The sequence below is a fragment of the Polaromonas sp. P1_F4 genome, assembly GCF_056405675.1.
This window is the reverse complement of sequence record NZ_JBFUBP010000002.1, coordinates 538,223-565,197: the sequence shown is the minus strand read 5'-3', so window position 1 is coordinate 565,197 and position 26,975 is coordinate 538,223. Positions and strand designations below refer to the sequence as shown.

25 protein-coding genes and 2 pseudogenes are annotated in these 26,975 nt (G+C 62.8%); 15 read left to right on the top strand and 12 right to left on the bottom strand.

All coding sequences use genetic code 11. The annotated features are described in order from the left end of the window. From AC1DYQ_RS07565 to AC1DYQ_RS07540, 6 genes and pseudogenes are all read left to right on the top strand, one after another. Positions 1 to 245 (top strand): annotated as a pseudogene (locus AC1DYQ_RS07565) (IS21 family transposase); the annotation flags it as partial. Between the two features lie 237 nt (positions 246 to 482). Continuing rightward, positions 483 to 866: a HigA family addiction module antitoxin gene (locus AC1DYQ_RS07560; protein ID WP_477686268.1), complete on the top strand. Its 384-nt coding sequence runs from the start codon at positions 483 to 485 to the stop codon at positions 864 to 866. Positions 867 to 1,313: 447 nt separating this feature from the next. Continuing rightward, complete coding sequence (locus tag AC1DYQ_RS07555) at positions 1,314 to 1,685, top strand: hypothetical protein (protein WP_477686267.1); 372 nt, start codon at positions 1,314 to 1,316, stop codon at positions 1,683 to 1,685. A gap of 43 nt (positions 1,686 to 1,728) precedes the next feature. Continuing rightward, positions 1,729 to 1,908, top strand: coding sequence for a hypothetical protein (locus AC1DYQ_RS07550; protein ID WP_477686266.1), 180 nt, complete (start codon positions 1,729 to 1,731; stop codon positions 1,906 to 1,908). A gap of 547 nt (positions 1,909 to 2,455) precedes the next feature. Further along, complete coding sequence (locus AC1DYQ_RS07545) at positions 2,456 to 6,007, top strand: autotransporter family protein (RefSeq protein WP_477686265.1); 3,552 nt, start codon at positions 2,456 to 2,458, stop codon at positions 6,005 to 6,007. Next, positions 5,950 to 6,588 carry an integrase core domain-containing protein gene (locus AC1DYQ_RS07540; protein WP_477686264.1) on the top strand — a complete coding sequence of 213 codons (639 nt, stop codon included), beginning with the start codon at positions 5,950 to 5,952 and terminating at the stop codon, positions 6,586 to 6,588. Before AC1DYQ_RS07545 ends, AC1DYQ_RS07540 begins: the two co-directional genes overlap by 58 nt. Before the next feature lie 135 nt (positions 6,589 to 6,723). Here AC1DYQ_RS07540 and AC1DYQ_RS07535 read toward each other — a convergent pair whose 3' ends face one another. The 9 genes from AC1DYQ_RS07535 to AC1DYQ_RS07495 all read right to left on the bottom strand — a co-directional run bounded on the left by AC1DYQ_RS07535 (position 6,724) and on the right by AC1DYQ_RS07495 (position 16,709). Continuing rightward, on the bottom strand, positions 6,724 to 7,629 hold the full coding sequence (locus tag AC1DYQ_RS07535) for an amino acid ABC transporter substrate-binding protein (RefSeq protein WP_477686263.1): 906 nt from the start codon (positions 7,627 to 7,629) through the stop codon (positions 6,724 to 6,726). A gap of 84 nt (positions 7,630 to 7,713) precedes the next feature. Beyond that, entirely contained in the window at positions 7,714 to 8,577 is an 864-nt protein-coding gene (locus AC1DYQ_RS07530; RefSeq protein ID WP_477686262.1) for a dienelactone hydrolase family protein, read from the bottom strand. Next, positions 8,574 to 10,133: a M81 family metallopeptidase gene (locus AC1DYQ_RS07525; RefSeq protein WP_477686261.1), complete on the bottom strand. Its 1,560-nt coding sequence runs from the start codon at positions 10,131 to 10,133 to the stop codon at positions 8,574 to 8,576. Before AC1DYQ_RS07525 ends, AC1DYQ_RS07530 begins: the two co-directional genes overlap by 4 nt. 13 nt (positions 10,134 to 10,146) lie before the next feature. Then, the gene (locus AC1DYQ_RS07520; RefSeq protein ID WP_477686260.1) at positions 10,147 to 11,145 is read right to left on the bottom strand and encodes an ABC transporter ATP-binding protein; all 999 of its coding nucleotides are present in this window, start codon (positions 11,143 to 11,145) and stop codon (positions 10,147 to 10,149) included. Continuing rightward, positions 11,142 to 12,149 (bottom strand): ABC transporter ATP-binding protein, encoded by a 1,008-nt coding sequence (locus AC1DYQ_RS07515; protein ID WP_477686259.1) that lies wholly within the window; start codon positions 12,147 to 12,149, stop codon positions 11,142 to 11,144. The genes AC1DYQ_RS07520 and AC1DYQ_RS07515 overlap by 4 nt, the downstream gene beginning before the upstream one ends. Further along, positions 12,146 to 13,069, bottom strand: coding sequence for an ABC transporter permease (locus AC1DYQ_RS07510; protein ID WP_477686258.1), 924 nt, complete (start codon positions 13,067 to 13,069; stop codon positions 12,146 to 12,148). Before AC1DYQ_RS07510 ends, AC1DYQ_RS07515 begins: the two co-directional genes overlap by 4 nt. Continuing rightward, the gene (locus AC1DYQ_RS07505; RefSeq protein ID WP_477686257.1) at positions 13,066 to 14,040 is read right to left on the bottom strand and encodes an ABC transporter permease; all 975 of its coding nucleotides are present in this window, start codon (positions 14,038 to 14,040) and stop codon (positions 13,066 to 13,068) included. The genes AC1DYQ_RS07510 and AC1DYQ_RS07505 overlap by 4 nt, the downstream gene beginning before the upstream one ends. A 1-nt stretch (position 14,041) precedes the next feature. Then, entirely contained in the window at positions 14,042 to 15,631 is a 1,590-nt protein-coding gene (locus tag AC1DYQ_RS07500; RefSeq protein WP_477686256.1) for an ABC transporter substrate-binding protein, read from the bottom strand. Between the two features lie 190 nt (positions 15,632 to 15,821). Continuing rightward, complete coding sequence (locus AC1DYQ_RS07495) at positions 15,822 to 16,709, bottom strand: LysR family transcriptional regulator (protein ID WP_477686255.1); 888 nt, start codon at positions 16,707 to 16,709, stop codon at positions 15,822 to 15,824. A 209-nt stretch (positions 16,710 to 16,918) separates the two neighbouring features. Here AC1DYQ_RS07495 and AC1DYQ_RS07490 point away from each other — a divergent pair, with 209 nt between their 5' ends. The 8 genes and pseudogenes from AC1DYQ_RS07490 to AC1DYQ_RS07455 all read left to right on the top strand — a co-directional run. Then, entirely contained in the window at positions 16,919 to 17,830 is a 912-nt protein-coding gene (locus tag AC1DYQ_RS07490) for an amino acid ABC transporter substrate-binding protein (protein WP_477686254.1), read from the top strand. 14 nt (positions 17,831 to 17,844) lie between these two features. Next, complete coding sequence (locus AC1DYQ_RS07485) at positions 17,845 to 18,921, top strand: threonine ammonia-lyase (RefSeq protein WP_477686253.1); 1,077 nt, start codon at positions 17,845 to 17,847, stop codon at positions 18,919 to 18,921. Positions 18,922 to 18,945: 24 nt separating this feature from the next. Further along, the gene (locus AC1DYQ_RS07480; protein WP_477686252.1) at positions 18,946 to 19,686 is read left to right on the top strand and encodes an amino acid ABC transporter permease; all 741 of its coding nucleotides are present in this window, start codon (positions 18,946 to 18,948) and stop codon (positions 19,684 to 19,686) included. A gap of 37 nt (positions 19,687 to 19,723) precedes the next feature. Continuing rightward, entirely contained in the window at positions 19,724 to 20,416 is a 693-nt protein-coding gene (locus tag AC1DYQ_RS07475; RefSeq protein WP_477686251.1) for an amino acid ABC transporter permease, read from the top strand. A gap of 66 nt (positions 20,417 to 20,482) precedes the next feature. Continuing rightward, positions 20,483 to 21,739, top strand: coding sequence for an aminotransferase class I/II-fold pyridoxal phosphate-dependent enzyme (locus AC1DYQ_RS07470; RefSeq protein WP_477686250.1), 1,257 nt, complete (start codon positions 20,483 to 20,485; stop codon positions 21,737 to 21,739). Next, entirely contained in the window at positions 21,736 to 22,116 is a 381-nt protein-coding gene (locus AC1DYQ_RS07465) for a RidA family protein (RefSeq protein WP_477686249.1), read from the top strand. Before AC1DYQ_RS07470 ends, AC1DYQ_RS07465 begins: the two co-directional genes overlap by 4 nt. A gap of 40 nt (positions 22,117 to 22,156) precedes the next feature. After that, positions 22,157 to 23,077, top strand: coding sequence for a 2-hydroxyacid dehydrogenase (locus tag AC1DYQ_RS07460; protein ID WP_477686282.1), 921 nt, complete (start codon positions 22,157 to 22,159; stop codon positions 23,075 to 23,077). Between the two features lie 72 nt (positions 23,078 to 23,149). Next, positions 23,150 to 23,410 (top strand): annotated as a pseudogene (locus AC1DYQ_RS07455) (IS21 family transposase); the annotation flags it as partial. On the opposite strand, the gene AC1DYQ_RS07450 reads toward AC1DYQ_RS07455, so the two are convergent. The 3 genes from AC1DYQ_RS07450 to AC1DYQ_RS07440 form a co-directional block, all read right to left on the bottom strand. Further along, complete coding sequence (locus AC1DYQ_RS07450; protein ID WP_477686248.1) at positions 23,323 to 23,754, bottom strand: phosphoribosyltransferase-like protein; 432 nt, start codon at positions 23,752 to 23,754, stop codon at positions 23,323 to 23,325. The pseudogene AC1DYQ_RS07455 and the gene AC1DYQ_RS07450 overlap by 88 nt on opposite strands. Before the next feature lie 60 nt (positions 23,755 to 23,814). After that, positions 23,815 to 24,375, bottom strand: a complete 561-nt coding sequence (locus AC1DYQ_RS07445; RefSeq protein ID WP_477686247.1) for a GNAT family N-acetyltransferase — start codon at positions 24,373 to 24,375, stop codon at positions 23,815 to 23,817. 73 nt (positions 24,376 to 24,448) lie between these two features. Then, positions 24,449 to 24,832, bottom strand: coding sequence for a hypothetical protein (locus AC1DYQ_RS07440; RefSeq protein WP_477686246.1), 384 nt, complete (start codon positions 24,830 to 24,832; stop codon positions 24,449 to 24,451). A gap of 1,216 nt (positions 24,833 to 26,048) precedes the next feature. On the opposite strand from AC1DYQ_RS07440, the gene AC1DYQ_RS07435 reads away from it, so the two are divergent. Beyond that, positions 26,049 to 26,960 carry a LysR family transcriptional regulator gene (locus AC1DYQ_RS07435; protein WP_477686245.1) on the top strand — a complete coding sequence of 304 codons (912 nt, stop codon included), beginning with the start codon at positions 26,049 to 26,051 and terminating at the stop codon, positions 26,958 to 26,960. Positions 26,961 to 26,975 lie beyond the last annotated feature (15 nt).

Below are 26,975 nucleotides of genomic sequence, written 5' to 3'. Positions count from 1 at the left end.
CGACATTGAATGTCATCAGACGTTGGGCATTGCGGGATCAGATGTCCATCCGCGAGATCTCAAGGCGTACAGGCCTGGCTCGCAACACCGTGAAGAAGCACCTGCGATCAGAGGAGAGCGAGCCTAAGTACCCAAGACGGGTCAGCTCAAGCAAGCTCGATCCCTACGCCGAGAAGCTGGCCACCTGGCTGGTAATCGAGGCAACAAAATCGCGGAAACAGCGGCGCACTTTGAGGCAGATCCACACAACTCAGCCCAAAAAGGAGAAGATCAAGAACTTATCCACATCGTGAGCACCTTCTGCTCACAAAGAGTGTGGGTCAAGATTCGATGGAAAACTCGGGTCAGACTTCAGTGCAATTCAACAAACAGGCATTAATCGTGTCGCGTTGTGGCAGCACATGCGAGATGTGGCGCGAGCAGCGTATACAGACCGAGACATTTGGCTGTGAGCACACACGGAAACCACTTGGAGTTCTGAGATGAATCGTAGGAAAGCTCCACATCATCCAGGTGTGGTCCTTCATGAATACTTGGGCGACATTTCGATTGCCGAGGCAGCCAGGAAGCTGGCGGTTAGCCGTTCTGTGCTGTCACGCATATTGCATGGGAAATCCGGAATTTCCGCGGACATGGCGATCCGTCTCGGACTGGCATTGCAGACATCGCCAGACTTGTGGGCCGGGTTGCAATGGCAGTTTGATCTGTATTTGGCTAGCAAGCACGCGAAGCCCAGGGTTGGGCGCATCGTGACAAGGATCAAGGATAAGTCGATATTGGATCTCAAGGGAATGCTGCGTCCGCCCACTGGGATGAAAGTGTCAATAGAGGAGATGAGACGAGCACCCGCAGACCTCGACACGTAGGACGGTGAAGCACGTGGTGGGCGCGGTTGTTGGCTTCGCCAATCGGCTGGGGGAGTGTCCATCCTATTGCTCCATAAGTGGGGATGCCTACGAATGCATGGACTACCTCCTGGTAGTCCAAGTTTTTGCCCGCACCCCCTCGGGTCAGACTTCAGCGGAATTCAACACATCTACCAGAAAGTAATTGCCATGGAAAAGTTGACACCTTGGTTTGATGCCAAGTTACATTCTCCGTCCCGCGAGGGATGGTACGACTGCAAAGAATGCAACGCCAGGCATTATTTTAAGGACGGGCTTTGGTACAGAAACCAAAAATCAATCCGTGACGGAAACATGACGATCCGGAAGATGCACTGGAGAGGTCTGAGACGGGAGTCACAGGATTTTGATTTTCTACTCTGAAGCGTTGTGGCCTTTGTGTTCAACAGAAACCGCAAGGAAGAGCGTATGAAATCCTCCAATGTGACCGGGGAAGATACTCCCGACGACGAAAAAGAAGTCTTGGTGCCAGAAGACTTCCCTCACGATCCATTTCCCACTACGCTGACCGGCGCGCAACCGAAAGTTGCTGCACGTGAGGTCGATGGCCGCTATGTGATTGGCCTGACCGAGGAAGAACGCCGTGGACGGTACCTCATGTGCGCAGATCTTGTAGAGCAGCTGACCGCCTACACAGAGAGAAAGCGCATTGAACGTCACGATCTGACTTTAACCAAGCTATTGGATGAAGTCGATGTCGGCATCAGGCGTAAGGGATGGGAGCTTGGCAAAGTCGAGTTCGACTGGATCATGGCTAGATTGCGATCGCGGTTCCCTTAGCGCGGTCATGGTGGAGCTACGAGAGACTCTTGAGAGATAGATCATGAAAGAAATTCGCCTTTGCTGGGCAGCACATGTTGTTCATCATGAAGATGAGTTGAAAGATGGCGGACTGTGGACTCCTGCCACCGAAGAGGCGCGTCGCTACTATCAGATCGTCGCTGACGCTGGCAATGAGGTCTATGGCCCCGGCTCACACTGGGTGGAAGAGCGCGAGGCGTAAGGTGCACGGATTGCGTACCCACGATTTTGGTGCTGTACACGTCAAGGATGCTGGGGTAGCAAGGCCTCGCGAAGACATCTGATCCCGCAATGCTCAACGCCTGATGACATTCAATGTCGCCACGACTATCACCCTAATTTCCCCTGCTTTGATAATAAGCAGGGTAGTGCCTACGTGGGTCAGTTTTGGATAGAAATTACTGCCTTAAGTGGATCAGATTTTTACGGAATTCAACACGAATGTCCGAGCCGGCACGGCCCAGCCTTCAATGGCGGCCGGGAGGCCAGCGTTTTTCGTTTGACATCACGTGATAACCCAGGGTTATGGCTGAGGCAGGGTATGTGAGGCTCCCTGCCCGAGGTGTTTGCACGTCAAATTTGTCCAGCCTGTTTCGACGCCGGCATGCCCCGCACCACGGCTGGGCTGTGCGCCGCAGCGGGCCGGTTTGCCGTTGCAAAGCCTAGATGGCTTGCGCCGGCATCACCTCCTCGAAACCAGACAACAAGGAAAGATGGCCATGCACGCTGCAAGCCGGTTGGGTAGGGACATGGCAAGAGGAACAAGCACGCCCCGGTTCAGGCGGCGCGTCGTGGCGCAGGCGGTCACCGCCTGCCTGGTGGCCACGCAGGCGCCGGCGATGGCGCAGTCGGTGTACTGGCCGCTGCACGTCAACGTGGTGCCGTCCGCAGTGCCCACCACCGGCACACCGCTGCCGGTGATCTCCAACACCGGCACGGCCACCAGCGCGAAGGACGCGGTCACCATCCGCTACTCGCTGGCGCCGCGCAAGCTGGGCAGCAGCTTCGACGTGCATGCGGGCCTGGACCTCAACAAGATCGGCAACGCCACCGAACTGGGCAACACCATGGGCGTGGAGTACGCCTACGCGGTGATGGACGGACGCGTGGTCTTCATACGCCGGCCCCGCACCAATCCCTTGGACCCGGCCACGGGCTGCGACGGCATCCTGCCGCCGGGTGGCAGCGCGACCTCCAACGACTACGGCGCCGGCCACCCCTGCGCGCCCAGCGGTGTCGGCGGCGCGCAGGAAAATCAGGTCATCCTGCGGCACGACAACGGTGTGGCCACCTTCATGCACCCGGTGCTCGGCGAGTCGCGGCGCTACACCGTCTACAACCACCTTTATTCCATAGGCTCGGCGGCCGACGGCGGCACCACGCTGAACGCCGCCACCAACCTCAGCGGCAGCAACGGCACGCTGGTGAGCGGCGGTTCCACCGTGTTGGGGCGCATGGGCCTGTCGGGCGCCAACAACGTGCACCTGCACCTGACCTACTTGGTGGTGCCGACCAGCATCAGCGAGTCGGCCTACAACGCCGACAACGGCGCCAACGAGCGCTTCGCGCGCAACCCGCTGGAATTCCTTCCGCACAGCGCGCCGCGCACCGAGAACCTGCGCGCCAGCTTCAGCGGCAAAACCGTGCAGCTCGACGTGGCCCAGCAGAACAACGTGTTCATGCGCGCCACCGTGAGCAGCGGCAACGTGTACAGCGCGCTGGCCGGCAGCGGCCTGAGCACGGCCGACCAGAACCTGGTGCGCGCCGGTGACTGCCGCGACCTGGGCATGGCCAGCGCCAGCGCGGGCGGCGCGGCCAGCAGCTTCAAGTGCCGCACCGTCGACACCCACGACCTGCTGGCGCAGGGCAGCACGCAGCGCGACACGCAGGAGCAGTACGGCCTGCAGCTCGACGTGTCCAAACCTTTCTACCAGTCGCCGGCCACCTCGTCGACGGCCTACAGCTCGGCGCCCTCGGTGTTTCCCAATTCCTATGTGGGCATGGAGTCGGGCGGCCTCTCGGGCGACTATGCCAACACCACTGACGACGTGCTGAAGTCGCGCATGTCCTGGACGGTGATGGACAGCAGCATCAACGGCGGCGTGGCCAACAGCTCGACCTTCGCCAACAACGCCACGCGCCAGGCCAACATCTCGGGCAGCGGCAACACCACGCGCAGCTACGCCACCGGTTTTACGCCGGACCGGCTGCAAATGTTCGACTACTTCAACAACCGGCTCTACGACGCGGTGGCGGCCGACGACATCCTCGACACCAACGGCGTGTATTCGCAGTACCTGCCCAACCCGACCTCGGGCCACTACGCCACACTGCACCTGCTCAATTCCAGCCAGCGCATGCGCGGCATCACCGGCCCGTCCGATTCCATCGTGCGCATCACCGGCTCGTCCAGCGTGCTGACCCTGCAGCCGGCCGCGGGGACCACCAACACCTATTACGGCAGCGTCATCGGCGGCGGGGACGTGCGCATCAACGGCGCCGGCACCCAGGTGTTCGACGGCGGCACGCACACCTACTCGGGCGGCACCACGGTGAGCGCCGGCGGCTTCACGCTGCAGGGCGCCTCGCTGGCCTCGGGCGTGAGCGTCAGCGCCGGCGGCACGCAGGCCAGCCCGGCCGCCGTTTTCAGGATGGCCGGCGGCGCCGGGGGCAGCGCCTCGGTCACCGGCAACGTCACACTGGCCGCGCAAACCGCCTCCGGCCTGGGCAATGGCGGGCGGCTGGGCCTGGACAGCGCCACCCATTCGGTCACCGGCAACTTCACCATGGGCACCGGCTCCTCGCTGCTGACCACGGTGGACGCGGCGGCCAATTTCGGCCGCCTGAACGTCTCGGGCACGGCGCAGCTCAGCGGCAAGCTCATCATCCAGGCGGGCAGCGGCGCCGGCAGCGCCGTCACCGCGGGCATGACACGCACCCTGGTGCAGGCCGGAACGCGTACCGGCACTTTCAGTGGCGGCGTGCAGCACGACTATGCCTACTTGGCTCCCACGCTGAGCTACACCGCCAATTCCGCGATAGTGACCTTCGCGGCGGCCTCGGGCATGTCGGTGCCCAGCTATGCGCAGGTGGCGACCACACCCAACCAAGCCGGGGCGGGGCAGGCCCTCACTGCGTTAGCGCTCTCCGGCTCCAGCGCACCGCAAAAACTCGACGCGCTGTCGGTCGTCGATGCGCGGGAGGCGCTCACCGCGGTCAGCGGCAGCGCACATGCCACGGCGGCGCGGCAGATGTACCGCATGAACGACTCGCTGGACGAGCTGCTGATGTCGCATGTGCACCAGGGCGGTGCGGGTGGTGCCGAGGCCGTGCGCACATCCGGCCAGCTGAAGTTTTACAGCCGGCTCACACCGCCATCCGCCGCGCCGGTGTCGTCCTTGCAGTCGGGCCTGCGCCTGGGCCTGGATGCGGCCAGTGCCAGGCCGGCGCTGGACGGCTGGATGGCCGTGGTCAACGGCCGCAACCGGATCGCCGGCGACAGCGCGCAGGGCATTGCGGGCGGCGACGTGGACGCGCGCATGGTGCAGTTGGGCATGGACTGGCGCCCCCAGCAACCGCTGGCGGGCGGCGACGTATCGCTGGGCCTAGCGGCCGGGAGTGGCCGCGAAAACGGCATGCTGGGCGTCGATACCCTGGACACGAGCGCCTTTAACCTAGCCGGCTACGCGCGCTGGTCGCATGACAGCTGGTACGCCGGTGGCTACGCAAACCTGGCCTGGCGGAAACACCGCGTGGACCGCCGCATTGTGTTCGCGGGCGTCGACACCCTGGCGCAAAGCCGATTTTCCAGTTTCACGCCCAGCCTGCGCCTGGAAGCCGGCCGCAGCATCAGCCTGTCGCCGGCCTGGCGCGTCGAGCCCTACGCCGGCCTGCGCCAGACGGTGATCCGCCAGGATGCGTATGTGGAGCAAGGCGGCGGTGGTTTCTCGCTGGCGGTGGACAAGCGCACCGACAAACCGCTGGAGCTTTCCGCCGGCGTTCGCACCGAGTTCCGACTGCACGACTCCCCGCGCAGGAAGACCACACTGGACGCCGGCATGGCCGTGTCTCGTGTCAAAGGTGGCAACCCGGGCAGCATGGAACTGTCCTTCGCCGATGCACCCGGCGCGGCCGTCTTTAGCGTACAGGGCGCGCCCACCGACAACACGGCGCTGGAGCTGAACCTGGGCGTGAAGGTGCATTGGACCGACAGCTTCACCGGCGGCGTCGCCTACTACCGCAAATGGGTCCAGGGCAACAACACCGGCACCCTGATGGTGAGGCTCAACAAGAACTGGTGAATAAGATTGACACGCAACTGGCACTGGCGGCACTACGTGCAGCACTTGAGAGCAAGCGGCCTTCGCCAGGTTGCATTTATCACGCGGACCGCGAATGTCAATACGCGAGCGAGACTTACCGGAGGGCGTTGCGAGACGCTGGGCTTCCCGGCTCGAGGAGTTCACCGGCCAATCCGTATGACAATGCCCAGGTGGGGAGCTTTATGAAGACGCACAAGGTCGAGCAGCTGTACTTGGCCGGCGCGAGACCTTTGCGAAATGCAGCCACCGGGCTGCCACGCTTCATCGAAGAGGTCTACCACGCCAAGCGGCCTCATTCCGCAGGTGGTTATCCTTCACTGAACGAATTTAAATTGCAACTCGCTCGGGAGTCGCTTAGTTCTGATGGTCCCGTGGTCCAGCCTGAGGGGTTTACTCCAAACTCGGATCAGACTGCAACGGAAGTCAACACATCAAGAGTTCCAGTGAACGACGCCGCTCGTGTCTCGTGCACCTCGTTGCCGTCTTTCAATGCTCTAGATTTGTCTACAAAATGCTTGCCCCCCCCGGCTAGCTCTTGCCTTGCGGCAGCGACTTTTTAAAGTCGTCAATGCTGTCGAATCAGTCATCTAGACGGCGGCTTAGCTCTTTGCCATCGGCATCTTTCTCATCTCGGCGTTGAGGCTTGATGCCGACAATTTGGTCCGTATTTTCTGGCCGTCAGGCCGAGACCCGCCTTAGTTCTCCAGGTCCGCCACCTTGTCGCTTGGGTATTTGAAGGAGTCTTTCAGAACATAGGGCATCGGCAATTCCATGTTGATGCCGCGCGGCGGAATCGGCTGCTGGAACCATTTGGCGTAGATGGCGGTGATTTCGCCGCTCAGGATGATGCGGCGCATCTCCTTGTCGACCACCTTCTTGAAGGCGGCGTCGCCCTTGGGCAGCACGATGGCATAGGGTTCTATGGTCATGGGCTTGCCGACCACGCTGAACTTCGACGGGTCTGGCGCGTTGGCGCGCAGGCCGTAGAGCAGCACGTCGTCCATGGCATATGCGTCGGCTTTCCCGGCTGCCACCATGCCGAAAGCCTCGTTGTGGTCTTTGGCCTCGACGACCTTCATCCGGTAGTTGTACTCCGCGTCCAGCCGGCGCAGTGTTTTTAGGTTGGTCGTGCCAGTGGTGGACACCACGGGCCTGCCGGCCAGGTCGGCCATCTTGGTGATGCCCGAGTCGCTGCGAACCAGGAATCGCGCGGACGTGATGAAGTGCGCGATGGTGTAGTCCACGATCTTGCGGCGCTCGGCATTGTTGGTGGTGGATCCGCACTCCATGGCCGCCTTGCCATCGGCCACGGCCGAGAGCCGCGTGGCCGGTGTGACCAGCAGATACCGCACGACGAGGTCCTTCAGCTTCAGCTCCTGCCGGATGGCTGCGACGACCTTCAGGCACAAGTCCATGGCATAGCCGACGGGCCGTTGATCGCCGTCCAGGTAGGACATGGGAATGGCCGCGTCACGGTGCGCGAGGGTGATCTCGCCGCTCTCGCGGATGGTGTCGAGCAACCCGGCGTGAACCGGAAGCGTGGCGACAGCAACGGTGACGGCAAGCGCGCAGCGAAATGCCTGACCTGGCAGTTTTTTCATGCAGGAAGTCCTCTGGTAAATGGTCGGCCGCCTTGGCCGCAGCCCAGCCAGGCGCACCGTCCGGTGCGCCTGGCTGCTTTTAGTTCAGCGCGTGTAGCGGCTGAAGAATTCCACGGAGCGGCGGATGCTGTCTTCCGTGGCGCGGACGTTGGCTTCCACCGCCTGACGAGCCTTGCTCGGGGTGTCGAAGGAGTGGGTGACGCCTTCGTACCAGACCAGGTCCAGTTCGCTGCCATTGCGCTGTGCGTTCTCTGCCAGGATGCGGCAGTTTTTCGGATTCACTTCCTCGTCGTCGCTGCCGATGAACAGGATCATCGGCGTGTACGTCTTGTAGGCGGCTGTGTAATGCTGCGTAACCTGGGTGCAGGCCGGGTAGAAAGCGAGGATGGCGCGAAAGCCCGACGCCGTCGTGGGCGCGGAGGCACCCGGGGCGCTGGCCGATGCGGTGGACAGCGCCGCGCTACCGCCGTTGGACCATCCCTGCAAGAAGACCTGGGTCGCTATGACGTCGGGCTGCTCGCGCAGGTACTTGAGGGCGCCGTAAGCGTCAAGCGGACGGACAGTTACCTCGTTGAGGTTGGCGGGTCGACGGCCGTCATTGGTACCCGCTGCAAAGCCTTTCGCATAGCCTCGTGGCCCGAATGAATCTACCAGCAGGGCGACGTACCCTCGCTCGGCCCAGAACTTGCCCCAGAACGCGTGGCGCGAACTCAGGGAGTTGGCGTCGGTGGTCTCCTTCAGGCTGGAGTACAGGCCGCCGCGGCCATGCATCAACACCACGGCCGGGTGCGGGCCTGGCGTGGAGGGCTTGTACACATAGGCCACCAATTGCGTGCTTCCGTCCAGGCTCGGGAAATGGACTGTGCCGGCCTGCTGCGCCTGTGCTGCGGCGCCGGCGCATACCAGCAGCGCGCAAAGAATTTTTCCCATCATCAGTTTCACCCTCATGAAGTCACTCCGGAAGTTGGTTGGCCGGAGGCCGGCGCCCATTGGGCGTCCAGGTCCAGCGGGAAGATAGGCCGTGGAATACGCTTCCACGGCACGTTGGCGAGCACTGCAGTGGTGAGACCGGGAACGTCGACCTCCACCACCTGGCTGCTCGTGAAAAACTCGTCGAAGGCCGCGCGGAAGTGCCCGCGCGACTTGACCACCATGGCGCGGACCGTGGAGAGGTCTATACCCAGCATTTCGAACTGCACCGCGTCGCGCGCCTGGTCGCGGCGGCTGACCACCACGACCTGGACGCCGCCTATGCGCAGCAGCACTGTGGGCCCGTTGGCGATGACGTTGCCGGCTGAGATGCCCCGCCGTGCGACATAACTTCCCTGGTGCAGGCGTTCAACCACAGCCTGCGCGGCGAAGCGGCCAGAGAGCGGGTGCGTTTCGTCTCGGTTGAAGCGCGCCTCAAACACCTCTCCTTCGCCCAACTGGTGAGCCTCGGCGGCCAGCATTGGGTCATAAAAAGGCCCGACGACGGCGCCGCTCACGCCGGCTTCCACGAAACCCTTGAGTATCCACACCGTGTTGCCTCGCGCGCCACCACCGGGGTTGTCGGCGATGTCCGCAAAGATCAGCGGCGACACTGCCATGTCCCGGCCGCAGGCCAGGGCCTTCGCGGTCGCGTCGGCCAGCGACGTCATCTGCGGCACATAGCGGTGCCGGTGATTCCAGGCAAAGCTGGCGATCTCGTTGGCCAGCGCCTGTGCCTTGGCCTGCTGGCCCCGCGTGGTCACGATGACTGACATGCCGTTCTTGGGCGTATCGCCCAGCGTGAAGCCGGACGAGATGGACACGTTGAGCACGTCCGCGTCGACCTTGGACTGGCCGAAGGCAATCAGGTCGGCATATGGGCCTGAGGCGGTGTTCTGGGTGACCGAGGGCGGAGCGAAGGGCAGCTTGACGAAGCCTTTGGCGGTGCGCATCCCGCCCAGCATTTCGCGCAGTGCACGCGCGCACTCGGCACCGCGTTCGCGCATGTCCACGTGCGGGTTGGTGAGGTAAGCGGCCATCAGGTCGGCGTTGTCTACCATGCGCGCGACGACGTTGGCATGCAGGTCCAGCGTCGTGACGATGGGTACATCCTTGCCGACGATCCTGCGCACCGCTTCAAGCAGCGTGCCGTCCGGGTCGGCGTCGCCGGTGGCGCTGGCCGCGCCGTGCATTGCGATGAAAACGCCGTCCACCGGTAGCGCCCGCTGCAGCCGTGCACAGAAGTCCGCGACGATTTCGTCGAAGTAGTCCTGCTCCACTTCGCCGCTGGCATGCGCCTGGGCGATGAGGAGAGGAACCGGCTGCCAAGCGCCGGTCGCGTTCATGCCGGCGACAAAGCCGCTGATATTGTTGGTGCAGGTGGGGCTGGCGCTTTCCCAGTCGGCCTGGAAGGCGGCGCCGGCCAGCGTGCAGACGGACTGGAACTCGGCGCGGGTCGCCACCGGGGAGTGGTAGTTGCTCTCAAGCAGGAAACCGCCGACAGCGATACGGGGAAGTGAAGGAGAGGTGCTCATGGTGCTCGTGGGTTCAGGCGAGGGCCGTGCCTTGTGTGTCATTCAGGTGGCAAGCTGACTGCTGGCCGGGTGAAACCTCGCGCAGCACCGGCTGCTCAGCGGCGCAACGCGGGCCGGCGTGCGGGCAGCGCGGATGAAAGTGACAGCCCGTGGGCGGATGGAGCGGCGAAGGGATCTCGCCTCGGATAGGCGTGAAGCGGGTATGGCGCCGGTCCAGCCGCGGGATCTCCGCCAGCAAGGCCTGCGTATAGGGGTGGTTGGGCCTTATATAGAGCTCGTCGACCGCTCCGCTTTCCATCACCCGTCCTAGGTACATGATGACCACGCGGTCCGACAGGTGCCGCACCACCCCCAGGTCGTGGCTGATGAAAAGATAGGTCAGGCCCAGCCGCTCGCGCAGGTCCATGAAGAGATTCAGCACCTGCGCCTGGATCGAAACGTCCAGCGCTGCCACGGCCTCGTCGCAAACAAGAAAGCCGGGTTTGACCGCCAACGCCCGGGCAATGCCGACGCGGGCGCGTTGCCCGCCCGAGAATTGATGCGGGTAACGGCGCATGCAGTCCGGGTCCAGCCCGACCTGCCGCAGCAGGCCCGCCACATAGTCTGCCGCTTCGCCCCGGCTGATGAAGCCGTGCGCCACAGGCGCCTCGGCGATGGCGTCACCGACCCGCATGCGCGGATTGAGCGAGGCAAACGGATCCTGAAAGATCATCTGCACCGAGGGCCTGGCACCGGGCTTGACCAGCACCGTCTTACCGTCCAAGAGCACCTCGCCCTCACAGGCGCCATGCAGGCCCGCGACCACCCGTCCCAGGGTGGACTTGCCGCAACCGGACTCACCGACCAGGCTGACGACCTCACCTGCGCGCACATCGAAACTCACGCCGTCTACCGCGTGGACCGTCTGCTTCTGGATCTTCACGCCCAGGCGCGAGGCGACTTTCTCGATGATGTCCAGCTTTCGGGTAAAGCGCTTGGACACATTTCGAATCTCCAGCAAGGCGGTGCTCATGCGCAAACCCCCAGCGCCGCGCCTACGGGGTGGAAACAGCGCACGCCGCGCCGCGGCCTGACCTCGTTCAGCATGACATCCCTGGCGCACTCCGGGCTGGCAGCACTGCAGCGCGGTGCGAACGCGCAGCCCGGCGGCAGGCGCAACAGCGATGGCGCCATGCCCGGGATCTGGTACATGCGGCTGCCGCGTTCGTTGGCGGCCGGCACCGAGCCCAGTAACCCCCGCGTGTAGTGGTGCAGCGGCGAGTCCAGCACATCTCCGACAGGGCCCTCCTCGACAATGCGGCCGGCATACATCACCGCCAGCCGGTCGGCCAGGCCCGCGACGACGGCCAAGTCGTGCGTGATCCAGATCAGAGCGGTGCCTGCTTCGCGCACCAGCTCCTGCATTTCATAAAGAATCTGCGCCTGCACCGTCACGTCCAGCGCCGTCGTGGGCTCGTCGGCAATGATGAGTGCCGGCCGGTTGAGCAGTGCGATGGCGATCGCCACGCGCTGGCGCATACCGCCGGAAAACTGGTGCGGGTATTGCAACAGTCGTTCTTCGACCGAAGCGATGCCGACCTTGCGCAAGACTTCAGCGCAGCGGGAGCGTGCGGCTTTCGCGCTGACGCGCTCATGCGCGTGAATGGTTTCCATCATCTGCGTGTCCACTCGCAGCACGGGGTTGAGCGTCATCATCGGGTCCTGGAAGATCATCGCGATGCGGTTGCCCCGCAGCCGCCGCAGCGACTCGGCCGAGGCGCCGACAAGTTCGCTGCCCTCGAACTTCACACTGCCGCCGGCAATGCGGCCGGGTGCGTCTACCAGGCCCATGATGGAAAAGCCGGTGACCGACTTGCCCGAGCCCGACTCCCCGACCAGCCCTAATACTTCGCCCGCCCTGAGCGAAAAAGACACGCCATTCACGGCGCGGGCAATGCCGTCGCGCGTGCTGAATTCCGTGACGAGCTTGCTGACTTCAAGCAGGGGTGTTTCCTTGCGGGTGGATGTGTCGTTCATTTGGCGAGCCTCGGGTTCAGTACGTCGCGCAACTGGTCGCCGACAAGGTTGATAGCCAGGATGGTCAGCAGCAGCGCAATGCCGGGATAAACCGAGATCCAGTACTTGCCCGACAGCAGCGACTCGTAGCCGTTGGCGATCAGCAGGCCCAGCGAGGGCTGCGTAGGCGGCAGGCCCAGACCCAGGAATGACAGCGTGGCCTCCAGGGAGATCGCATGCGCGACCTGCACCGTCCCCACCACGATCATCGGCGGCAGGGCGTTGGGCAACAGGTGGCGCAGCACCATGCGTATGGGCGTGAGGCCCAGGCCGCGCGCGGCTTCCATATAGTCCTTGTGGCGCTCTACCAGCGCGGCTGAGCGGGCCGTGCGCGCATAAAACGCCCATTGCACGGCGATGAGTGCGATGATGACCTTGTCGACGCCCTTGCCCAGCATGGCGATCAGCACGAGCGCGACCAGGATGGACGGGAATCCCAGCTGGATGTCCACGATGCGCATCAGCACCTGTTCGAAACGCCCACCCAGATAGGCTGCCAGAATGCCCAGTGTCACGCCCAGGCTCATGGCGGCAATGCCGCTGGTCACGCCGACGATTAGCGAGACGCGTAGGCCGTAGAGGATGGCCGACAGCATGTCCCGGCCCTGTGCATCGGTGCCCAGCAGGTAGATAAGCGTGCCGTCGCCCGACGCCGAGCCTGGCGGCAGCCGGGACTCCATCAGGTCCAGGCCGGCCAGGTCATAGGGATTCTGCGGCGCTATCCACGGCGCGAAGACGGCGACCAGCAGTACGGCTGCCAGAAGCGTCAGGCCGAAGAGCGCGATGTACGAACCGGCATAGTCGCGCGCGAAACGGCGCAGCGGTGTGTCTTCCTTCGGTGCGGGCACAGAGGATTTGGGAGGCGGAGCAAAGGACATCATGGGTTCGCATCCAGACGGACGCGCGGGTCCAGCATCGAATAAAGCAGGTCCACCACCAGGTTGATGGCAATGAACATCAGCACGGTGATCATCAGGTAGGCGACGACGACAGGGCGGTCCAACTGGAAGATCGAGTCCACCACCAGTTTGCCCATCCCCGGCCAGGCGTAGATGGATTCGGTCACGACGGCAAAGGCGATGACCGAGCCGAACTCTAGGCCCACCACGGTCACCAGCGGAATCATGATATTTTTCATCAGGTGCACGCCTAGCACGCGGCGGTTCGTCAGGCCTTTGGCGCGGGCGAAGCGGATATAGTCCAGCAGCACGTTCTCGCGCACTTGGGCGCGGGTAAGGCGGATGATCAGCGCCAGCTTGAAGAGCGCCAAGTTGAGCGCCGGCAGCAGCGCATGCTTGAGGCCGTCCCAGTGCAGGATGGAAAGCTTGAGGCCCATCACGTCGACCACGGGGCCGCGGCCCGTCGATGGCAGCCAGCCCAGCTGCACCGCAAAGACCAGGATCAGCAGCAGGCCGACCCAGAAGCTGGGCAGTGAGAAGCCGACGATGGAGCCGGCCATGATGGTCTTGGCCCCCAGGCTGTCCGGCTTGAGGCCAGCGTACAGGCCCAGCGGTATGCCAAAGACCAGCGCAATAAGCATCGCCAGCAGCGCAAGCTCCAGAGTGGCGGGCATGCGCTCGAGGATGACGTCCAGCGCCTGGCGGCCGTGCACAAAGCTCATGCCGAGGTCGCCTTGCAGGGCATTGCCGAGAAAGCGGGCGTATTGGCTGACAACCGGCTGATCTAGGCCCAGCGCGGCGCGGGCGCGGTCCTTCTCGATCTGGTCGGCCTGCGGGCTGACGAGCAGCTCGATGGGGTCGCCGATCACGAAGATGCCGGAGAACACCAGCACCGACGTTACCAGCAGAACCAGCGCGGTCTGCGCCAGCCGCCTGAAGATATAGACAAGCATCTTATTTTCCCGGCTTGATCATCAGCGCGTTAAAGCGCCGCTGCGGGCGGTGCGTCACTACCAGGCCTTTCCTGGCGGCGTAGTCGAAGGCGGGATGGAAAACCGGAATCAGGCCTTCGTCCGCCATGAAGGCCTCGGTCACCTGCGCCAACTGGGTGCTGCGCTGGCTGTCGTCCATCACCGCCATGGCCATGGCGAGCTGGCGGTCCAGCCCAGGGTTGCTGTATTTCGTGCGGTTGGCCGAGCCGGAGCCCTTCTCGGGGTCCACCGTGCCGAGCAGCGTGCGCAGGCCGCTGCCCGCGTCGTCCGAGCCGTATTGGGCCGAAAAGGCCGAGAACTCCTGGCGGGCGGCGCGGCCGAAGAACACTGCGCCGGGCATGGTCTCGACATCCACGGCCAGGCCGATGCGCGTCCAGCTGGCAGCGATGGCCTGCGCGATGGCGGTGTCATTCGGGTAACGGTCCACCGTGGCGTGCAGTGTCAGGCGGAAGCCGTCGGGCCAGCCGGCTTCGGCCAGCAGCGCCTTGGCCCGGGCCGCGTCGAAGGCATCGGGCCTTAGCGTCTTGCTGGTGCCGGCAAAGTTGGTGGGCAGGATCTGCGCGGTGGGCACGGCGCTGCCTTCCATCAGACGTTCGGAAATCAGCTTGCGGTTGAGCGCTAGCGAGAGTGCTTTTCGCACGCGCGCATCCTTCAGGGGATTCTTCGCCAGCGCTGAGCCGTCCCTGGCCTTAATGAAGGGCGACACGTCGCGCGCGGAGTCCAGCGCGATGTAATGCACCAGCGCCGCAGGGCCGCTGAAGAGCGTGTAGCGCGGGTCGGCCTTCACGCGCGAGAGGTCGGAGATCGGCACCAGATCGATCGCGTCGACCTGGCCCGACAGCAGCGCCGCCAGCCGTGAGGAGTCCTTGGCAATAACGCGTTCGGTGACCTTGCTCCAGGTGGGCTTGCCCCCCCAGTGGCCTTCAAAGCGCTGCACCACAAGGCGTTCGCCGCTCACCCATTCCGCCAGTTTGTAGGGCCCGGTGCCGATGGCCTTTTTGCCGCTGTTGTAGTCGGCCGTGGTGGCGCCCTTGCCGTTCTTGGCCGAGACGACGAAGAGGGTCGACATTTCCAGCGGCAGGGCCGGGTTAGGCGCTTTGGTGTGGATGCGCACCGTGAGGGGGTTGACCTGCTCTACGCGCTCGATGTTGCGCGTGTACTGCGCAAACGAGTTCGGGCTGTTGGGCACAGCAGGAATGCGCTCAATGGTAAAGGCCACGTCCGCCGCGGTGAGTGGTGTGCCGTCATGGAATTTGACGTTGGGGCGTAGCTTGAACTCCCACAACTGGTCGCTCAACATCTTCCAGCTCAGCGCCAGCTGCGGCTGGATCACGCCGTTGGCATCCTGAAAGGTCAGCTTTTCGTATATCAGCTCATGGGAAGACCCCGCGGGAAATGACGCGAAGAAATGCGGATCCAGCGTGTTGAGCTCAAGCTTGGTCCCTATCGTGATGTCCTGGGCGGCCGCGGGGAGGGCCAGGCCGACGAACGCCGAAAGCGCCACCAGTGAGCCCAGCATCATCCGGCGGGGCGATGTATTTGCGTTAGTCATGATTAACCTCATTTCTCCACGGCCGCGCGTTTGTGGCCAGCCAGATGGCTGCGGGATGACGGCCGGAGGGGCCGCCTCGCCCGTGTGATGGGCTAATCTAACAAATGGTGTTCAACTGAACTTGAATAAATATGCATTGATACATTCAATTTATTCATGTATCGCCGTTTTCGCGTTGCAGGCCTTGGCTTTAAGGTGCCGAAGTGACTTTTCTCGGCTTCTGCTTTGAAATGACGCGCCAGAAGTCATTGCTCAGGTGCGCGCGCGGGCTGTCCGACCGTTCCACCAGGCCGACTTCGCGGTAAAAGGTGTCTCCGGCCAAGTCCACCTCGCGCACCTTCAGGCCTAGCACCCTGAGCGCCGGTGAGCGCGGCACAATGGCCACGCCCATGCCACGCTCAACCAGAAGGCCGATGGTCTCGATCGAGTCCGTCTCCATGGCTTCCATGAGGCTGTAGCGTTTTCTCTTGACGAAGCGCTCTACCAGGCTGCCGCCGTGGGAGTGCCGGTCGTAGCGGATGAAGGGACGGCTGGACAACAGCGCCGCCACGTCGCTGGACTTTTCGCCCGCCGCCGTGAGCAGCACGAAAGGTTCCTGTCGCAGCGACTTCCAGGTGAGCACTCCATCAATGGGGTAGGAAGGCTTGACGATCAACGCGCAGTCCAGTCGCTGCTTTTCAACCGCCGTCAGGAGCTCCATAGAGCCCCCCGGCGTCAGGTGGACTTCCACCTTTGGAAAACGCTTATTGAAGGCCGGCATCGCGTCCACCACATCGCCCAGCAGGCTGGTCATGACAGCGCCGGCTCGCAGGGTACCCGTGAGTTCGGCGTCGTCCACGCCTGCCGTCATCTGGCCAAACAGCAACACGATCTGCTCGGCGTGCACCAAGGCGCGGCGCCCGGCTTCATTCAGTACGGCGCCGCGGCCGCTGCGGTCAAACAGCGTAAGGCCCAGTGCCTCTTCGAGCTTGCGCATCTGGACGCTGACGGCCGACTGCGTCAGGCCGATACGGTCGCCGGCGGCTGCGAATGTGCCGTGGCGTGCAATGGCGGCAAGGGTGTTGAGGTAACGGATCATGGCGCTCCTTGAGGGCGGGATAAATCAGGCCAGTATGGCTCCTCATGACTCAACACATTAAGAAGATTCATGTGAAGAGCGAATAATTTTCGATCTTATATGAATCTTTGCGCCATAACATTGAAGCCAAGGCGCTCCCGACACGGTGTGGTGCGCCTCCACCCCCCCCCGGGCCCTCCCCAGGCCCAAGGACACATCAGGAGCCTTACATGAGCAGAAAATTCAAACTTCCATGGGTCGCGGCGGCGCTCGTTGCCTGCACCCTCGGCACCGCCGGCGGGCAAGAGCTGACCGGCACGCTGAAGAAGGTCAAAGAGAGCGGCACGCTGGTGCTCGGCGTGCGCGACACGTCCGCGCCCTTTTCTTACTTGGATGACAAGCAGCAGTACATCGGCTACCACATCGACCTGTGCATGAAAATTGTTGAAGCCACGGGCAAGCGCCTCGGCATTCCCGTCGCGGCCAAATTGCAGCCGGTGGCTTCCGCCACGCGTATACCGCTGATGGCCAACGGCACGATAGACCTGGAATGCGGCAACACCACCAACAACCTAGAGCGCCAGCAGCAGGTGGCGTTCGGCCCGACGACCTTCGTCACCGCCACCAGACTGATGAGCAAAAAGAGTTCGAACATCGCATCTGTTGCCGATCTGCGCGGCAAGGGTGTGTCGGCCACCTCGGGTTCTTCCAATGTCAAGCTGATGGTCTCGCTCAATGCGCAGAAAAACCTGGGCATGAACGTGACCCCGGTGGTGGACCACGGCGAAGGCCTGGCCATGCTGGACTCCGGCCGCATCGCAGCCTATGCCATGGACGACATCATCCTCTACGGCATGGCCGCCAACGCCAAGTCGCCGGCCGACTACGTCATATCCAAAGAGGCCCTGTCGGTCGAACCCTACGGCGTAATGTTGCGCAAGGGTGACGCGGACTTCAAGAAAGTCGTCGACCAGGCCATCACTGACACCTTCAAAAGCGGCGAGATCCACAAGCTCTATGCCAAATGGTTCCAGTCGCCCATCGCGCCCAAGGGCATCAACCTGAACGTGCCGATGAGCGATGCGCTCAAGGCCGTGATTGCCCGCCCGACCGACTCCGGCGACCCGGCTTCCTACCAGTAAAGCGCAAACGTTCCATGCAAGCCCTGTCCCTGAATGAACAAACCGCCCCGGCGGGTGCGCTCCGGCCTGCGAGCATCCAGCACGAACTGCTGGGCGAGATGAGAGTGCCGGTGTTCTCCGACGTGGAGCGCGCGGCCCTGCGGCTGCGCCACTACGTCCGGCACACGCCGCTGCTGCGGTCGCCGGCGCTCGACAACATCGCCGGCGGCGCGGTGTGGATCAAGCCCGAATGCCTGCAGGTCACCGGCTCGTTCAAAGCCCGGGGCGCTTTCAACGCGCTGCTGATGCTGGAGCCGGCGCAGCGTGCCAGGGGCGTGGTGGCGTATTCCACGGGGAACCACGGGCAGGCTGTCGCCTGGGCGGCCCGGCAGGTGGGCGCGAGCGCGACCATCGTCATGCCCGTTGACGCCCCCCGCAACAAGGTAGACAAGGCCCTCCAGCAGGGTGCGCAGGTACGCCAGTACGACCGCCGCACCGAAAGCCGCGAAGCCATCGGCATGCAGCTGTTGGCCGAGACCGGCGGGGTGCTGGTGCCGCCGGGCGACCACCCCGACGTGCTGGCGGGGCAGGGCACTGTCGCGCTCGAGGCGCTGCGCGACCTCCCACCGGACGCGCTGGCGCGCCTGCACACCTTCATCGCACCCTGCGGGGGCGGCGGCCTGCTGGCGGGCAGCGGCCTGGTGCTGGAACAACTCTCGCCGCGCACGCGCATCGTGGCGGTGGAGCCTGACGCTTTCGACGACACGCTCCGTTCGCTGGCTTCGGGCCGCCGCGAAAGCAACCCGACAGGCGCGCGCTCGGTGTGCGACGCACTGCAGGCGGCCACACCCGCCGAACTGCCCTTTGCCATCAACCGGCTGCTGCTAGGCGCGGCCCACTCGGTGACCGACGCGGAAGTTGCCGCAGCCATGCGTTTTGCGTTGGAAGAGCTGCGCCTGGTGGTGGAGCCCGGTGGTGCCGTGGCGCTGGCGGCTGTGCTGGCCGGCCGCATGCCCTTGGGCGGCCAGGATGCGGTGCTCGTGCTGTCGGGCGGCAACGTGGACATGCCTTTGCTGCTGACGCTGATCGGTCAGCAGTCTGCGCCGCATTGAGCTTTTCAAGCAAGCCGGCCGACCATGAATTACCACTGGAACTGGAAAATTTTCTGGGAGATGTCGCCCGAGGGTACGGGCACCTATCTTTCCACGCTGGTCTCGGGCCTGGGCTGGACGCTGGCCACAGCCATTGCCGCATGGTGCCTGGCGCTGTCGCTCGGCCTGCTGGTGGGCGTGGCGCGCACGCTGCCCAGCTGCGCGGCCGTGCGGGCGGGTAATGCCTATGTGGAAGTTTTCCGCAATATCCCCTTGCTGGTGCAGCTGTTCCTCTGGTACTTCGTCGTGCCCGAATTGCTGCCCGAGGCTCTGGGCCACAGCATCAAGCAAATGCCCAACGCCTCTTTCCTCACGGCCGTAGTGTGCCTGGGCTTGTTTGCTTCTTCCCGCGTGGCCGAGCAGGTGAAGGCGGGCATCCTCTCGCTGCCGCGCGGCCAGTCCATGGCCGGAACAGCCATGGGCCTAACCACCGCTCAGACCTACCGGCACGTGTTGCTGCCGCAGGCGCTGCGTATTGTCCTGCCGCCACTGACATCAGAATTTCTTAACCTGGTGAAGAACAGTGCCGTAGCGCTGACTATCGGACTGATGGAGTTGACCTCACGGGCTCGCGCCATACAGGAGTTCTCGTTCCAGGTGTTCGAAGCCTTGAGCGCCGCGACGCTGGTCTACCTCATCGTCAACGTCGGCGTAATCGGCTTGGCGCGGCTGCTGGAGCGCCGCGTCGCCGTGCCGGGGCTGATTGGCGCGAAGGGCGGCCGTTAACCCGGCAGCCACAACCGCGCCATTGAAAGAAAACCGCATGCTTGGCAGCTTCGACTTCGATGTGATCGCCCGCTCATGGCAGTACCTGTTCATGACGGGCATGCTGTTCACGCTCAAGCTCACTGCGCTCGCCACCCTGGGCGGCATCGTGGTCGGCACGCTGCTGGCTATGTGTCGGCTGTCCGGCTCCGGGTTCGCGGCCATGGCCGCCGGCACCTATGTGAACGTCGTCCGCTCGGTGCCTCTGGTGCTGGTGATCTTCTGGTTTTACTTTCTCGTGCCCTACATCGGCGCCTGGATCATCGGCGCCAAAGAACCGGTCAGCGTGGGCGCGTTCTCGTCCTGCCTGATCACTTTCATCATGTTCGAGGCGTGTTACTTCTGCGAGATCATGCGCGCCGGCATCCAGTCGATCCCGCGCGGCCAGGTCTCGGCAGGTTATGCCATGGGCATGAACTACTGGCAGGTGATGCGTTTTGTCGTCCTGCCGCAGGCCTTTCGCAACATGGCCCCGGTGCTGCTGACGCAGACCATCGTGCTGTTCCAGGACGTTTCGCTGGTCTATGTGCTTTCCATCACCGACTTCGTTGGCGCCGCCTCCAAGGTGGCTCAGCGCGACGGGCGTCTGGTGGAGATGTACCTTTTCGTTGCCCTTGTCTATTTCGTGATGTGCTTTTCGCTGTCGGGCCTTGTGAAGCGCCTGCAGCAGCGTGTGGCCATCGTGCGCTGACTTCTTTTTCATCCACCCCAACCCCAACCCCAACCTCAAAAACCAACCTCCACTCCAAGGAAAACCATGAACGTGAAAGCCGATACCTGGCTGCAGGCTCCCCAAGTCCAGCCCTCTCCCCGCGTCAACGAGTTGCGCCTGCCCACCCGTGTGCCCGGGGGCGCGCGACAGGCAGACCGCGACCTGCTGGCGCTCGCGCCCGAAGGCTTCCTGGACACCACCCATTTCGACACCGTGCGCTTTGCGCCGCCCGACTGGGCCGGTGACGTCATTGCCCGCGCGGCCAGGGACGGCTCGCTCGCCTACACCGGCTACCGCGGCCATCCCGACGTGCTGGCCAGCGTGGCCGAAGGCGTGAAGTCGGTGTTCGGCCTGGCGTTCGACCCGGCCAGCGAGCTGATCCTCACGCCGGGCACGCAGGCCGGCCTCTTCGGCGCGCTGTCCTCGCTCATCGGCCAGGACGACGACGTGCTGCTGGTGGACCCCGATTACCTGTTCAGTGAACGCATCCTGCGTTTCCTGGGCGCCAAGGTCACGCACATCCCGCTGGCCGGCGATGCGAGCCCCCATCCTGACCTCAACGCGCTGGAAGACGCCTTCAAACGCCTGAAACCGAAGCTCTTCGTTTTCTCGCACCCTAACAACCCGACCGGCGCCGTCTACGCGCCCGCCGTGATCGCCGCCATCGCGGAACTGGCTGTGCGCTACAACGTGATGGTGCTGGTCGACGAACTCTACGCGCGCCTTGTCTATGAAGGTGTGCCGTATACCCACTTGGCCGCCCTGCCCGGCATGAAGGACCGCACGATCACGCTGCTTGGCCCCAGCAAGACGGAATCCCTGTCCGGTTACCGCCTGGGCGTGGTGGCGGCTCCGGCCGTCGTGATCCGCGGCATCGAGGACATCCAGTCCATTACGGCGCTGCGCGCGCCGGCCTATTCGCAGCACGTGCTGGTCCCGTGGCTGCGCCAGGACGTGCAATGGCTGGAAGGCCGGCTGAAGGAATTCTGGAACTTGCGCCAGATCACCGCCGCCGCTTTCGCAAAGCTGCCCTGGCTCACGCTGCACCTGCAGGGCGGCACGGCATACGCCTGGCCCGACGTCAGCGCGCTGAAGCAGGCTGACACCACCATTTCGCAGGCGCTGATGCGAGATGCCGCCATGCTGGTCAGCCCGGGCTACCAGTTCGGCCCGAGCGGCTCCGGCCACTTCCGCGTCTGCTATGCGCGTGACGAGGCCGAATGGTCGGTGGCGCTGGAGCGCATGGTCGGGGTGCTCGACAAGTTCGCGGTTGCGGCGGGCCTGCCAGGCCGCACGTCATGAGCGTGCAGGCTTTTACCAGCGCCCAAGCGCCCCGGCCCGCCGGTACGTACAGCCAGGCCGTGCGCTTTGGCGACCTGGTGTTTCTTTCGGGCCAGGTGCCGCGCACGGTCGACGGTATACCCCAGGGCCACCGGCCCTTTGATGAACAGGTGCGCCTGACACTGGACAACCTGCAGGCCGTGGCAAAGGAAGCCGGCCTCAGCCTGCGTGATGCCGTCAAGGTGACGGTGTTCGTGCGTGACCCCGCCAGCCAGGCCAAGGCTTTCGATGCCGTCTATGCCACTTATGTGGGTGCGCCCTTCCCGGCGCGCAGCTTCGTGCAGTCCAGCCTCAACGGGTTTGACATTGAAGTCGATGCCATCCTTGCCGTTCGCTGAGCAGCCAGCCACCGCGTCTTCGCTGTCGGCGCCCCGGGGCCTGCGGGTCGCGTTGTGCTGCACCCACGTCGAAGCGCAGCCCTGGGAGCAAGCGCTGCGCGTGGCACTGCCACACGCCACTGTGCAGGCTTGGCCCCGCAGCGTGGCGGACGCCGACTATGCCGTGGTCTGGAATCCGCCGCAGGCCTTCCTGAACACGCTGGTCTCGCCGAAAGCGATCTTCAACGTTGGCGCGGGCGTCGATGCCCTGATGCGTATGCGCCTGCCGCCTTCAGCGCAGATCGTGCGCGTAGAAGACGGTGGCATGGCGGTGCAGATGGCCGATTACGTCTGCCACGCCGTGCTGGGCCATTTTCGTGATTTCGGCGGCTATGCAGACGATGCCCGAGCCGGGCGCTGGGAGCCGCGCAAGCCGCGGCTGCGCAGTGATTTTCCGCTCGGCGTTATGGGCCTGGGCGCTCTGGGTGAGCGCGTGGCCAGGTCGCTGGCACAGTTCGAGTTCCCGGTGCTGGGCTGGAGCCGCAATGAAAAAAGTATCCCGGGCGTGCGCTGTTTGGCGGGCCCGTCGCAGCTGGACGAGTTTCTGTCGTCGACACGCATCCTCGTGTGCATGTTACCGCTCACACCGGAAACGCAGAACCTGATGTGCCGCCAATCGCTTTTACGCCTGAAGCCCGGCGGCTACATCATCAATGTGGCACGGGGCGCACATCTTGTGGAGGATGACCTAATAGAGCTGATCGATAGCGGCCACCTGGCGGGCGCGACACTCGACGTTTTCCGCACCGAGCCGCTGTCCTTGCATCACCCTTTCTGGAAACATCCCAAGGTCACCCTGACGCCGCACATCTCAGCACAGACGCTGATCGGCGAGGCCCTCGCGCAAATCGCCGCCAAGATCACGCTGATGGAGCAGGGAAGGACTGTCACCGGGCTCGTCGACACGTCGCGCGGTTATTAGGGTGCTGTCATGCGCCGCCCCGATAGACCTGAGGCCACCCGTCGCTTGTTTTAAAAGCAAGGGAAATTAGGAGTGATAGGCGTGGCGACATTGAATATCATCAGGCGCTGGGCATTGCGATCAGATGTCCATCCCCGAGATCTCAATGCGTACAGTCCTGGCTCGCAACACAGTGAAGAAGCACTGCGGTCGGAAGAGAGCGAGCCCAAGTATCCAAGGCGGGTGAGCGCAAGCAAGGTCGATCCCTACGCCGAGAAGCTGGTCACCAGGCTAGTCATCGAAGCAACAAAATCGCGGACACAGCGGCGCACTTTGAGGCAGATCCACACAGACTCTCCTTTTGATCCCGCTTTTCGCCTCAGCAATTCTTCATAGAAATTCCGAGCTGCGGCTGCCGAGTTGGTCTTATCAAGACGCCAAAGAGCCTGGTCATCTTTATCCACACCAAAAAAGTCAGCGCCCTCTCCAGGCGTCTCTACGGGAGAAACGTGCACCCGAGGGCATTGCTTCTTCAAGTGGTCGATTCCTTTCGTATGTGCAACATACGGAATGTAAATCACCGCCCGCTGTTCAGGTTGCCGCTCTAACTGGTAGGCCCGGGCAAAGTTCTTAAACTGGGTTCCAGTACCCAGGCAATCATCGAGGAGGATCAGCGCGTCACACTGATCCAGGCGCAACCGCGAATGCTGGCCGCCGACACACCGGACGCCCCCTCTCGATGCAAGGGCTAGACGGCTCTAGGCCAAAGCGATACGAAATCGAAGGCATGGTTTGCTACCGAACTGCGGAGGCTTATTAAACCGCTCATGGAGCTTGCCGCCTGCTGCAAGGATGACCTTTTGCGAAGGCAAGTTGTCTGGGTCGGTGGTGATTTCCACATACGGCATTCCCATTAGTCGTGCTTCCTCCAGCATGCTGAGCAGTGCGGCTGTTGCATAGCCTCGCCTTTGCCTCCATGGAACCACCGAGTAGCCGATGTGGCCCAGGCAATACGGAGGTAGGTCCGTCGTTCCGTGTTGCCACCTAAACCCGATAGCTCCTGCGAACTCTCCATCCCACATCCAGCGCACGAATCCGGGCAAGCGAGGTACCTCTGAGCCGTCCGGCATCTTGACGGGCAGGCCATTGGCTTCCCTGTCATCAAGCGAGTCAACGAATAACTTCGGGTCAGCTTCAATTTTCTCAAGTTCTTCGATCGAAGCTCCCAAGCCGCGCTCATTGTGTGGAGACCACCCGCGTTTAAGCGCGGCAGCGTAGCCCTCAACGTGACGTTCGGTCGGAATTACGAGTTGGATCATCTGGTATTGGTCGCCTAACGCCCGAATCAAACCGACCCGCAAAGCGGGTTCGGATTGAAAGAGTTGTTAGGCCTTACAGGCATTGCACGATTCCATTTGTAAGTTGCTCGGCTGCCTGATCAGCCCCAAGGTCGGCAAAGTAGGCTCCGCTGGCCTTGACTTTGATGCGCCCGTTTCCTGTGCGGGAGTCATACCTGACTTGTACCCGTATGCCCACGATATTTACCTTATTGAACTGGTTGGTTTCAAATAGGCCGCTACCAATATCTCGAGTTGTGACGACATCACTCCATGTGCCTTGTTTTACCTTAAGTGAGCGAATGGTGGACTCAGCACAAGTAAAGACGGCCTCTGCGGGCGTGTCTGGCTTGGCATTGAAGTGGCTTGCAGCCGTCGGCTCGATTAGAGCGCAGCCTCCAAGAACCGTAGCCAACAAGACCGTGACGAGAAATTTCATATGAGGCCTAGCGTTGACGTGAGCGGCTGGCCGCCCGAGATTAACGATAGACTGAGCCGCTTCTGGCCGGTCCGACTCGACAAAACTGTTAGGCAGCATCTAAATACTCCCGTACTTGCATCTCTGAGCGTAGTCGGAAGCGCTGGCCTTGGAACGCCTCAAACAAAGCAAGGTGAGCGGCCTGACCGCTCGATCCCTGGCGAAAGCAATACGCTTCGGCCCAACTAATGAGTTCCCGAAGGCCTTGGCTAGATTGTTCTCGGTGCATGTGCGCTTTGCTCTCAGAGCCTCGGAGTTCAAGCCGCCGCCTGCACACCAACCAGGGCAAGTCAAGCCACACGAGCGTCATCGCAGAGGGCAAGAACTGCGCTGCCAAGTTCCCGTAGACACCTTCGACAATCCATTCGGCCTCAGTCCGCTTGACGTCAATGAGGCGGGAGACGTCTGAGGGGTCTCGCTTCTCATTAAAACCGCCCGGAAGCCAGAAGACCTCGTCAAGATGCATCACTGGACCACCTGTTTTCTCAGCAAGACATTTGGCCAGCCACGTCTTCCCGCTGCCACTGTTTCCGATAATTACTGTCCGCATATTCCCCCTAACTTGAAGGCAAGTCAGCTGCGCTGCCACCAGCCAGAAGATATGAGCATTTCCGGGAGTACTCGGGGTCACATCCCGTTCCTGAACTCGGCCGCAAGCAAGTCAACGTCATCCAGACGCCTTGGTTCAGGAAGCCAGTGCCTGTATGAAACCTACCAATATTGGGCTGTTACAAGAGTCCGCCGCTCGCGCTCAGGAGCCAGCCGCCAAGCTCGGCTCTTTGGTCGCGTCGATCGCGTTCAATCATGTCCAACCTAACTAGGGGTGGGGCCACTGCAAGGCAAACCCAGAGTTAGTCGCTCAAGTGCATTAATTGCCGGAAATTCTCGCCCCAAAATCATTAATTGCCGGAAAGAGGTTTGGGAAAAGGGGCGATTTTCGAGGCTAAAACCGGTTTTCTGGCTATTAAATGCCGGAATTCCCGCTCACTATTTGCCGGATTCCACAGCCTCGGCATTAAATACAGCCGGTCCAGGTGGATTCAGTGCAAAATGCCTCGAATATTTGCACAGTCACCACCGCAAAGTCTGTAACTGCCCGCATCCCGCGGTGCTGTTTTCCCTCTGGTCGGGGCCTGCCGTTCAACCACGCAAGCCGGGATTTTCCGCATCTTCTACCATGAGAACCCGCCACATCGAAGTCCTGCAAGCCATTCTGCGCACGGGCACCATTAGCGGTGCCGCACGCCTGTTGCACGTCTCTCAGCCTGCCGTCACCAAGGCGCTGCAGCATGCGGAGGCCACGGTCGGCTTTGCCCTTTTCAACCGCGAAGGCAAGCGGCTGGTGGCGACCAAAGAGACACACGCACTGGCACCCGTCGTGGAGCAAGCCACCGGCGGCCTGGACGCCGTTCGCGAACTGGCCCGCAATCTCAAGCTGGGCGCCGACAAGGCGGTGCGGGTGGCCGCGGTGGCGTCTTTGGCCAACAGCGTGCTGCCTACCGCGTTGCTCGCGGCCCGAAAACTCTTTCCCAAGATGCGCAGTGAGCTCAATACCGGGCACACCGAAGACATGATGCAAAAACTGCTCATGCATGAAGTGGACATGGCCATCGCCTTTGACCCGCCGCTGCATCCTTCGCTGGATTGCATCGAGATCGGGCATCTCCAATTGGTAGCGGCGAGCCTGCCCTCCAGGCTTGGTAAATACGCGCGCAATAAGTCCATCTCGGCGGAAGCCCTGGCGACCATGGAGTTGATCGAGCTCTCTGGAAAGGATCCTTTGGGGCGCATCTATTCGCGCTATGCCAACCGGTTCAGCTGGCAGCAAGGCAAGACGGCCGTACGCACTTACCAGATGGCGGTACGCCTGGCGGAGTTGGACCAGGGTGTGGCGATTGTGGATTCGGCCAGCGCTAACTTTTTCTCCGACAAGCTCAAGGTCTTGCCGCTGGAGCCGCGCGCCGAATTCCCCGTCTGCGCCATGTACCTCAAGGCTGCCGCCGTCACAGACATCATGCGCGCGCTCACCACCTGCGTGGGCGACGAACTCAAGAAGGTACAAGACGCCACCTGGCAGCCTCGCACCTGAGCGCCGGCTCTTCCT

Coding starts and splice junctions, on each gene's coding strand:
- AC1DYQ_RS07560 (WP_477686268.1), top strand. CDS start 483: ATGAATCGTAGGAAAGCTCCACATCATCCAGGTGTGGTCCTTCATGAA.
- AC1DYQ_RS07555 (WP_477686267.1), top strand. CDS start 1,314: ATGAAATCCTCCAATGTGACCGGGGAAGATACTCCCGACGACGAAAAA.
- AC1DYQ_RS07550 (WP_477686266.1), top strand. CDS start 1,729: ATGAAAGAAATTCGCCTTTGCTGGGCAGCACATGTTGTTCATCATGAA.
- AC1DYQ_RS07545 (WP_477686265.1), top strand. CDS start 2,456: ATGGCAAGAGGAACAAGCACGCCCCGGTTCAGGCGGCGCGTCGTGGCG.
- AC1DYQ_RS07540 (WP_477686264.1), top strand. CDS start 5,950: ATGGGTCCAGGGCAACAACACCGGCACCCTGATGGTGAGGCTCAACAA.
- AC1DYQ_RS07535 (WP_477686263.1), bottom strand. CDS start 7,629: ATGAAAAAACTGCCAGGTCAGGCATTTCGCTGCGCGCTTGCCGTCACC.
- AC1DYQ_RS07530 (WP_477686262.1), bottom strand. CDS start 8,577: ATGAGGGTGAAACTGATGATGGGAAAAATTCTTTGCGCGCTGCTGGTA.
- AC1DYQ_RS07525 (WP_477686261.1), bottom strand. CDS start 10,133: ATGAGCACCTCTCCTTCACTTCCCCGTATCGCTGTCGGCGGTTTCCTG.
- AC1DYQ_RS07520 (WP_477686260.1), bottom strand. CDS start 11,145: ATGAGCACCGCCTTGCTGGAGATTCGAAATGTGTCCAAGCGCTTTACC.
- AC1DYQ_RS07515 (WP_477686259.1), bottom strand. CDS start 12,149: ATGAACGACACATCCACCCGCAAGGAAACACCCCTGCTTGAAGTCAGC.
- AC1DYQ_RS07510 (WP_477686258.1), bottom strand. CDS start 13,069: ATGATGTCCTTTGCTCCGCCTCCCAAATCCTCTGTGCCCGCACCGAAG.
- AC1DYQ_RS07505 (WP_477686257.1), bottom strand. CDS start 14,040: ATGCTTGTCTATATCTTCAGGCGGCTGGCGCAGACCGCGCTGGTTCTG.
- AC1DYQ_RS07500 (WP_477686256.1), bottom strand. CDS start 15,631: ATGACTAACGCAAATACATCGCCCCGCCGGATGATGCTGGGCTCACTG.
- AC1DYQ_RS07495 (WP_477686255.1), bottom strand. CDS start 16,709: ATGATCCGTTACCTCAACACCCTTGCCGCCATTGCACGCCACGGCACA.
- AC1DYQ_RS07490 (WP_477686254.1), top strand. CDS start 16,919: ATGAGCAGAAAATTCAAACTTCCATGGGTCGCGGCGGCGCTCGTTGCC.
- AC1DYQ_RS07485 (WP_477686253.1), top strand. CDS start 17,845: ATGCAAGCCCTGTCCCTGAATGAACAAACCGCCCCGGCGGGTGCGCTC.
- AC1DYQ_RS07480 (WP_477686252.1), top strand. CDS start 18,946: ATGAATTACCACTGGAACTGGAAAATTTTCTGGGAGATGTCGCCCGAG.
- AC1DYQ_RS07475 (WP_477686251.1), top strand. CDS start 19,724: ATGCTTGGCAGCTTCGACTTCGATGTGATCGCCCGCTCATGGCAGTAC.
- AC1DYQ_RS07470 (WP_477686250.1), top strand. CDS start 20,483: ATGAACGTGAAAGCCGATACCTGGCTGCAGGCTCCCCAAGTCCAGCCC.
- AC1DYQ_RS07465 (WP_477686249.1), top strand. CDS start 21,736: ATGAGCGTGCAGGCTTTTACCAGCGCCCAAGCGCCCCGGCCCGCCGGT.
- AC1DYQ_RS07445 (WP_477686247.1), bottom strand. CDS start 24,375: ATGATCCAACTCGTAATTCCGACCGAACGTCACGTTGAGGGCTACGCT.
- AC1DYQ_RS07440 (WP_477686246.1), bottom strand. CDS start 24,832: ATGAAATTTCTCGTCACGGTCTTGTTGGCTACGGTTCTTGGAGGCTGC.
- AC1DYQ_RS07435 (WP_477686245.1), top strand. CDS start 26,049: ATGAGAACCCGCCACATCGAAGTCCTGCAAGCCATTCTGCGCACGGGC.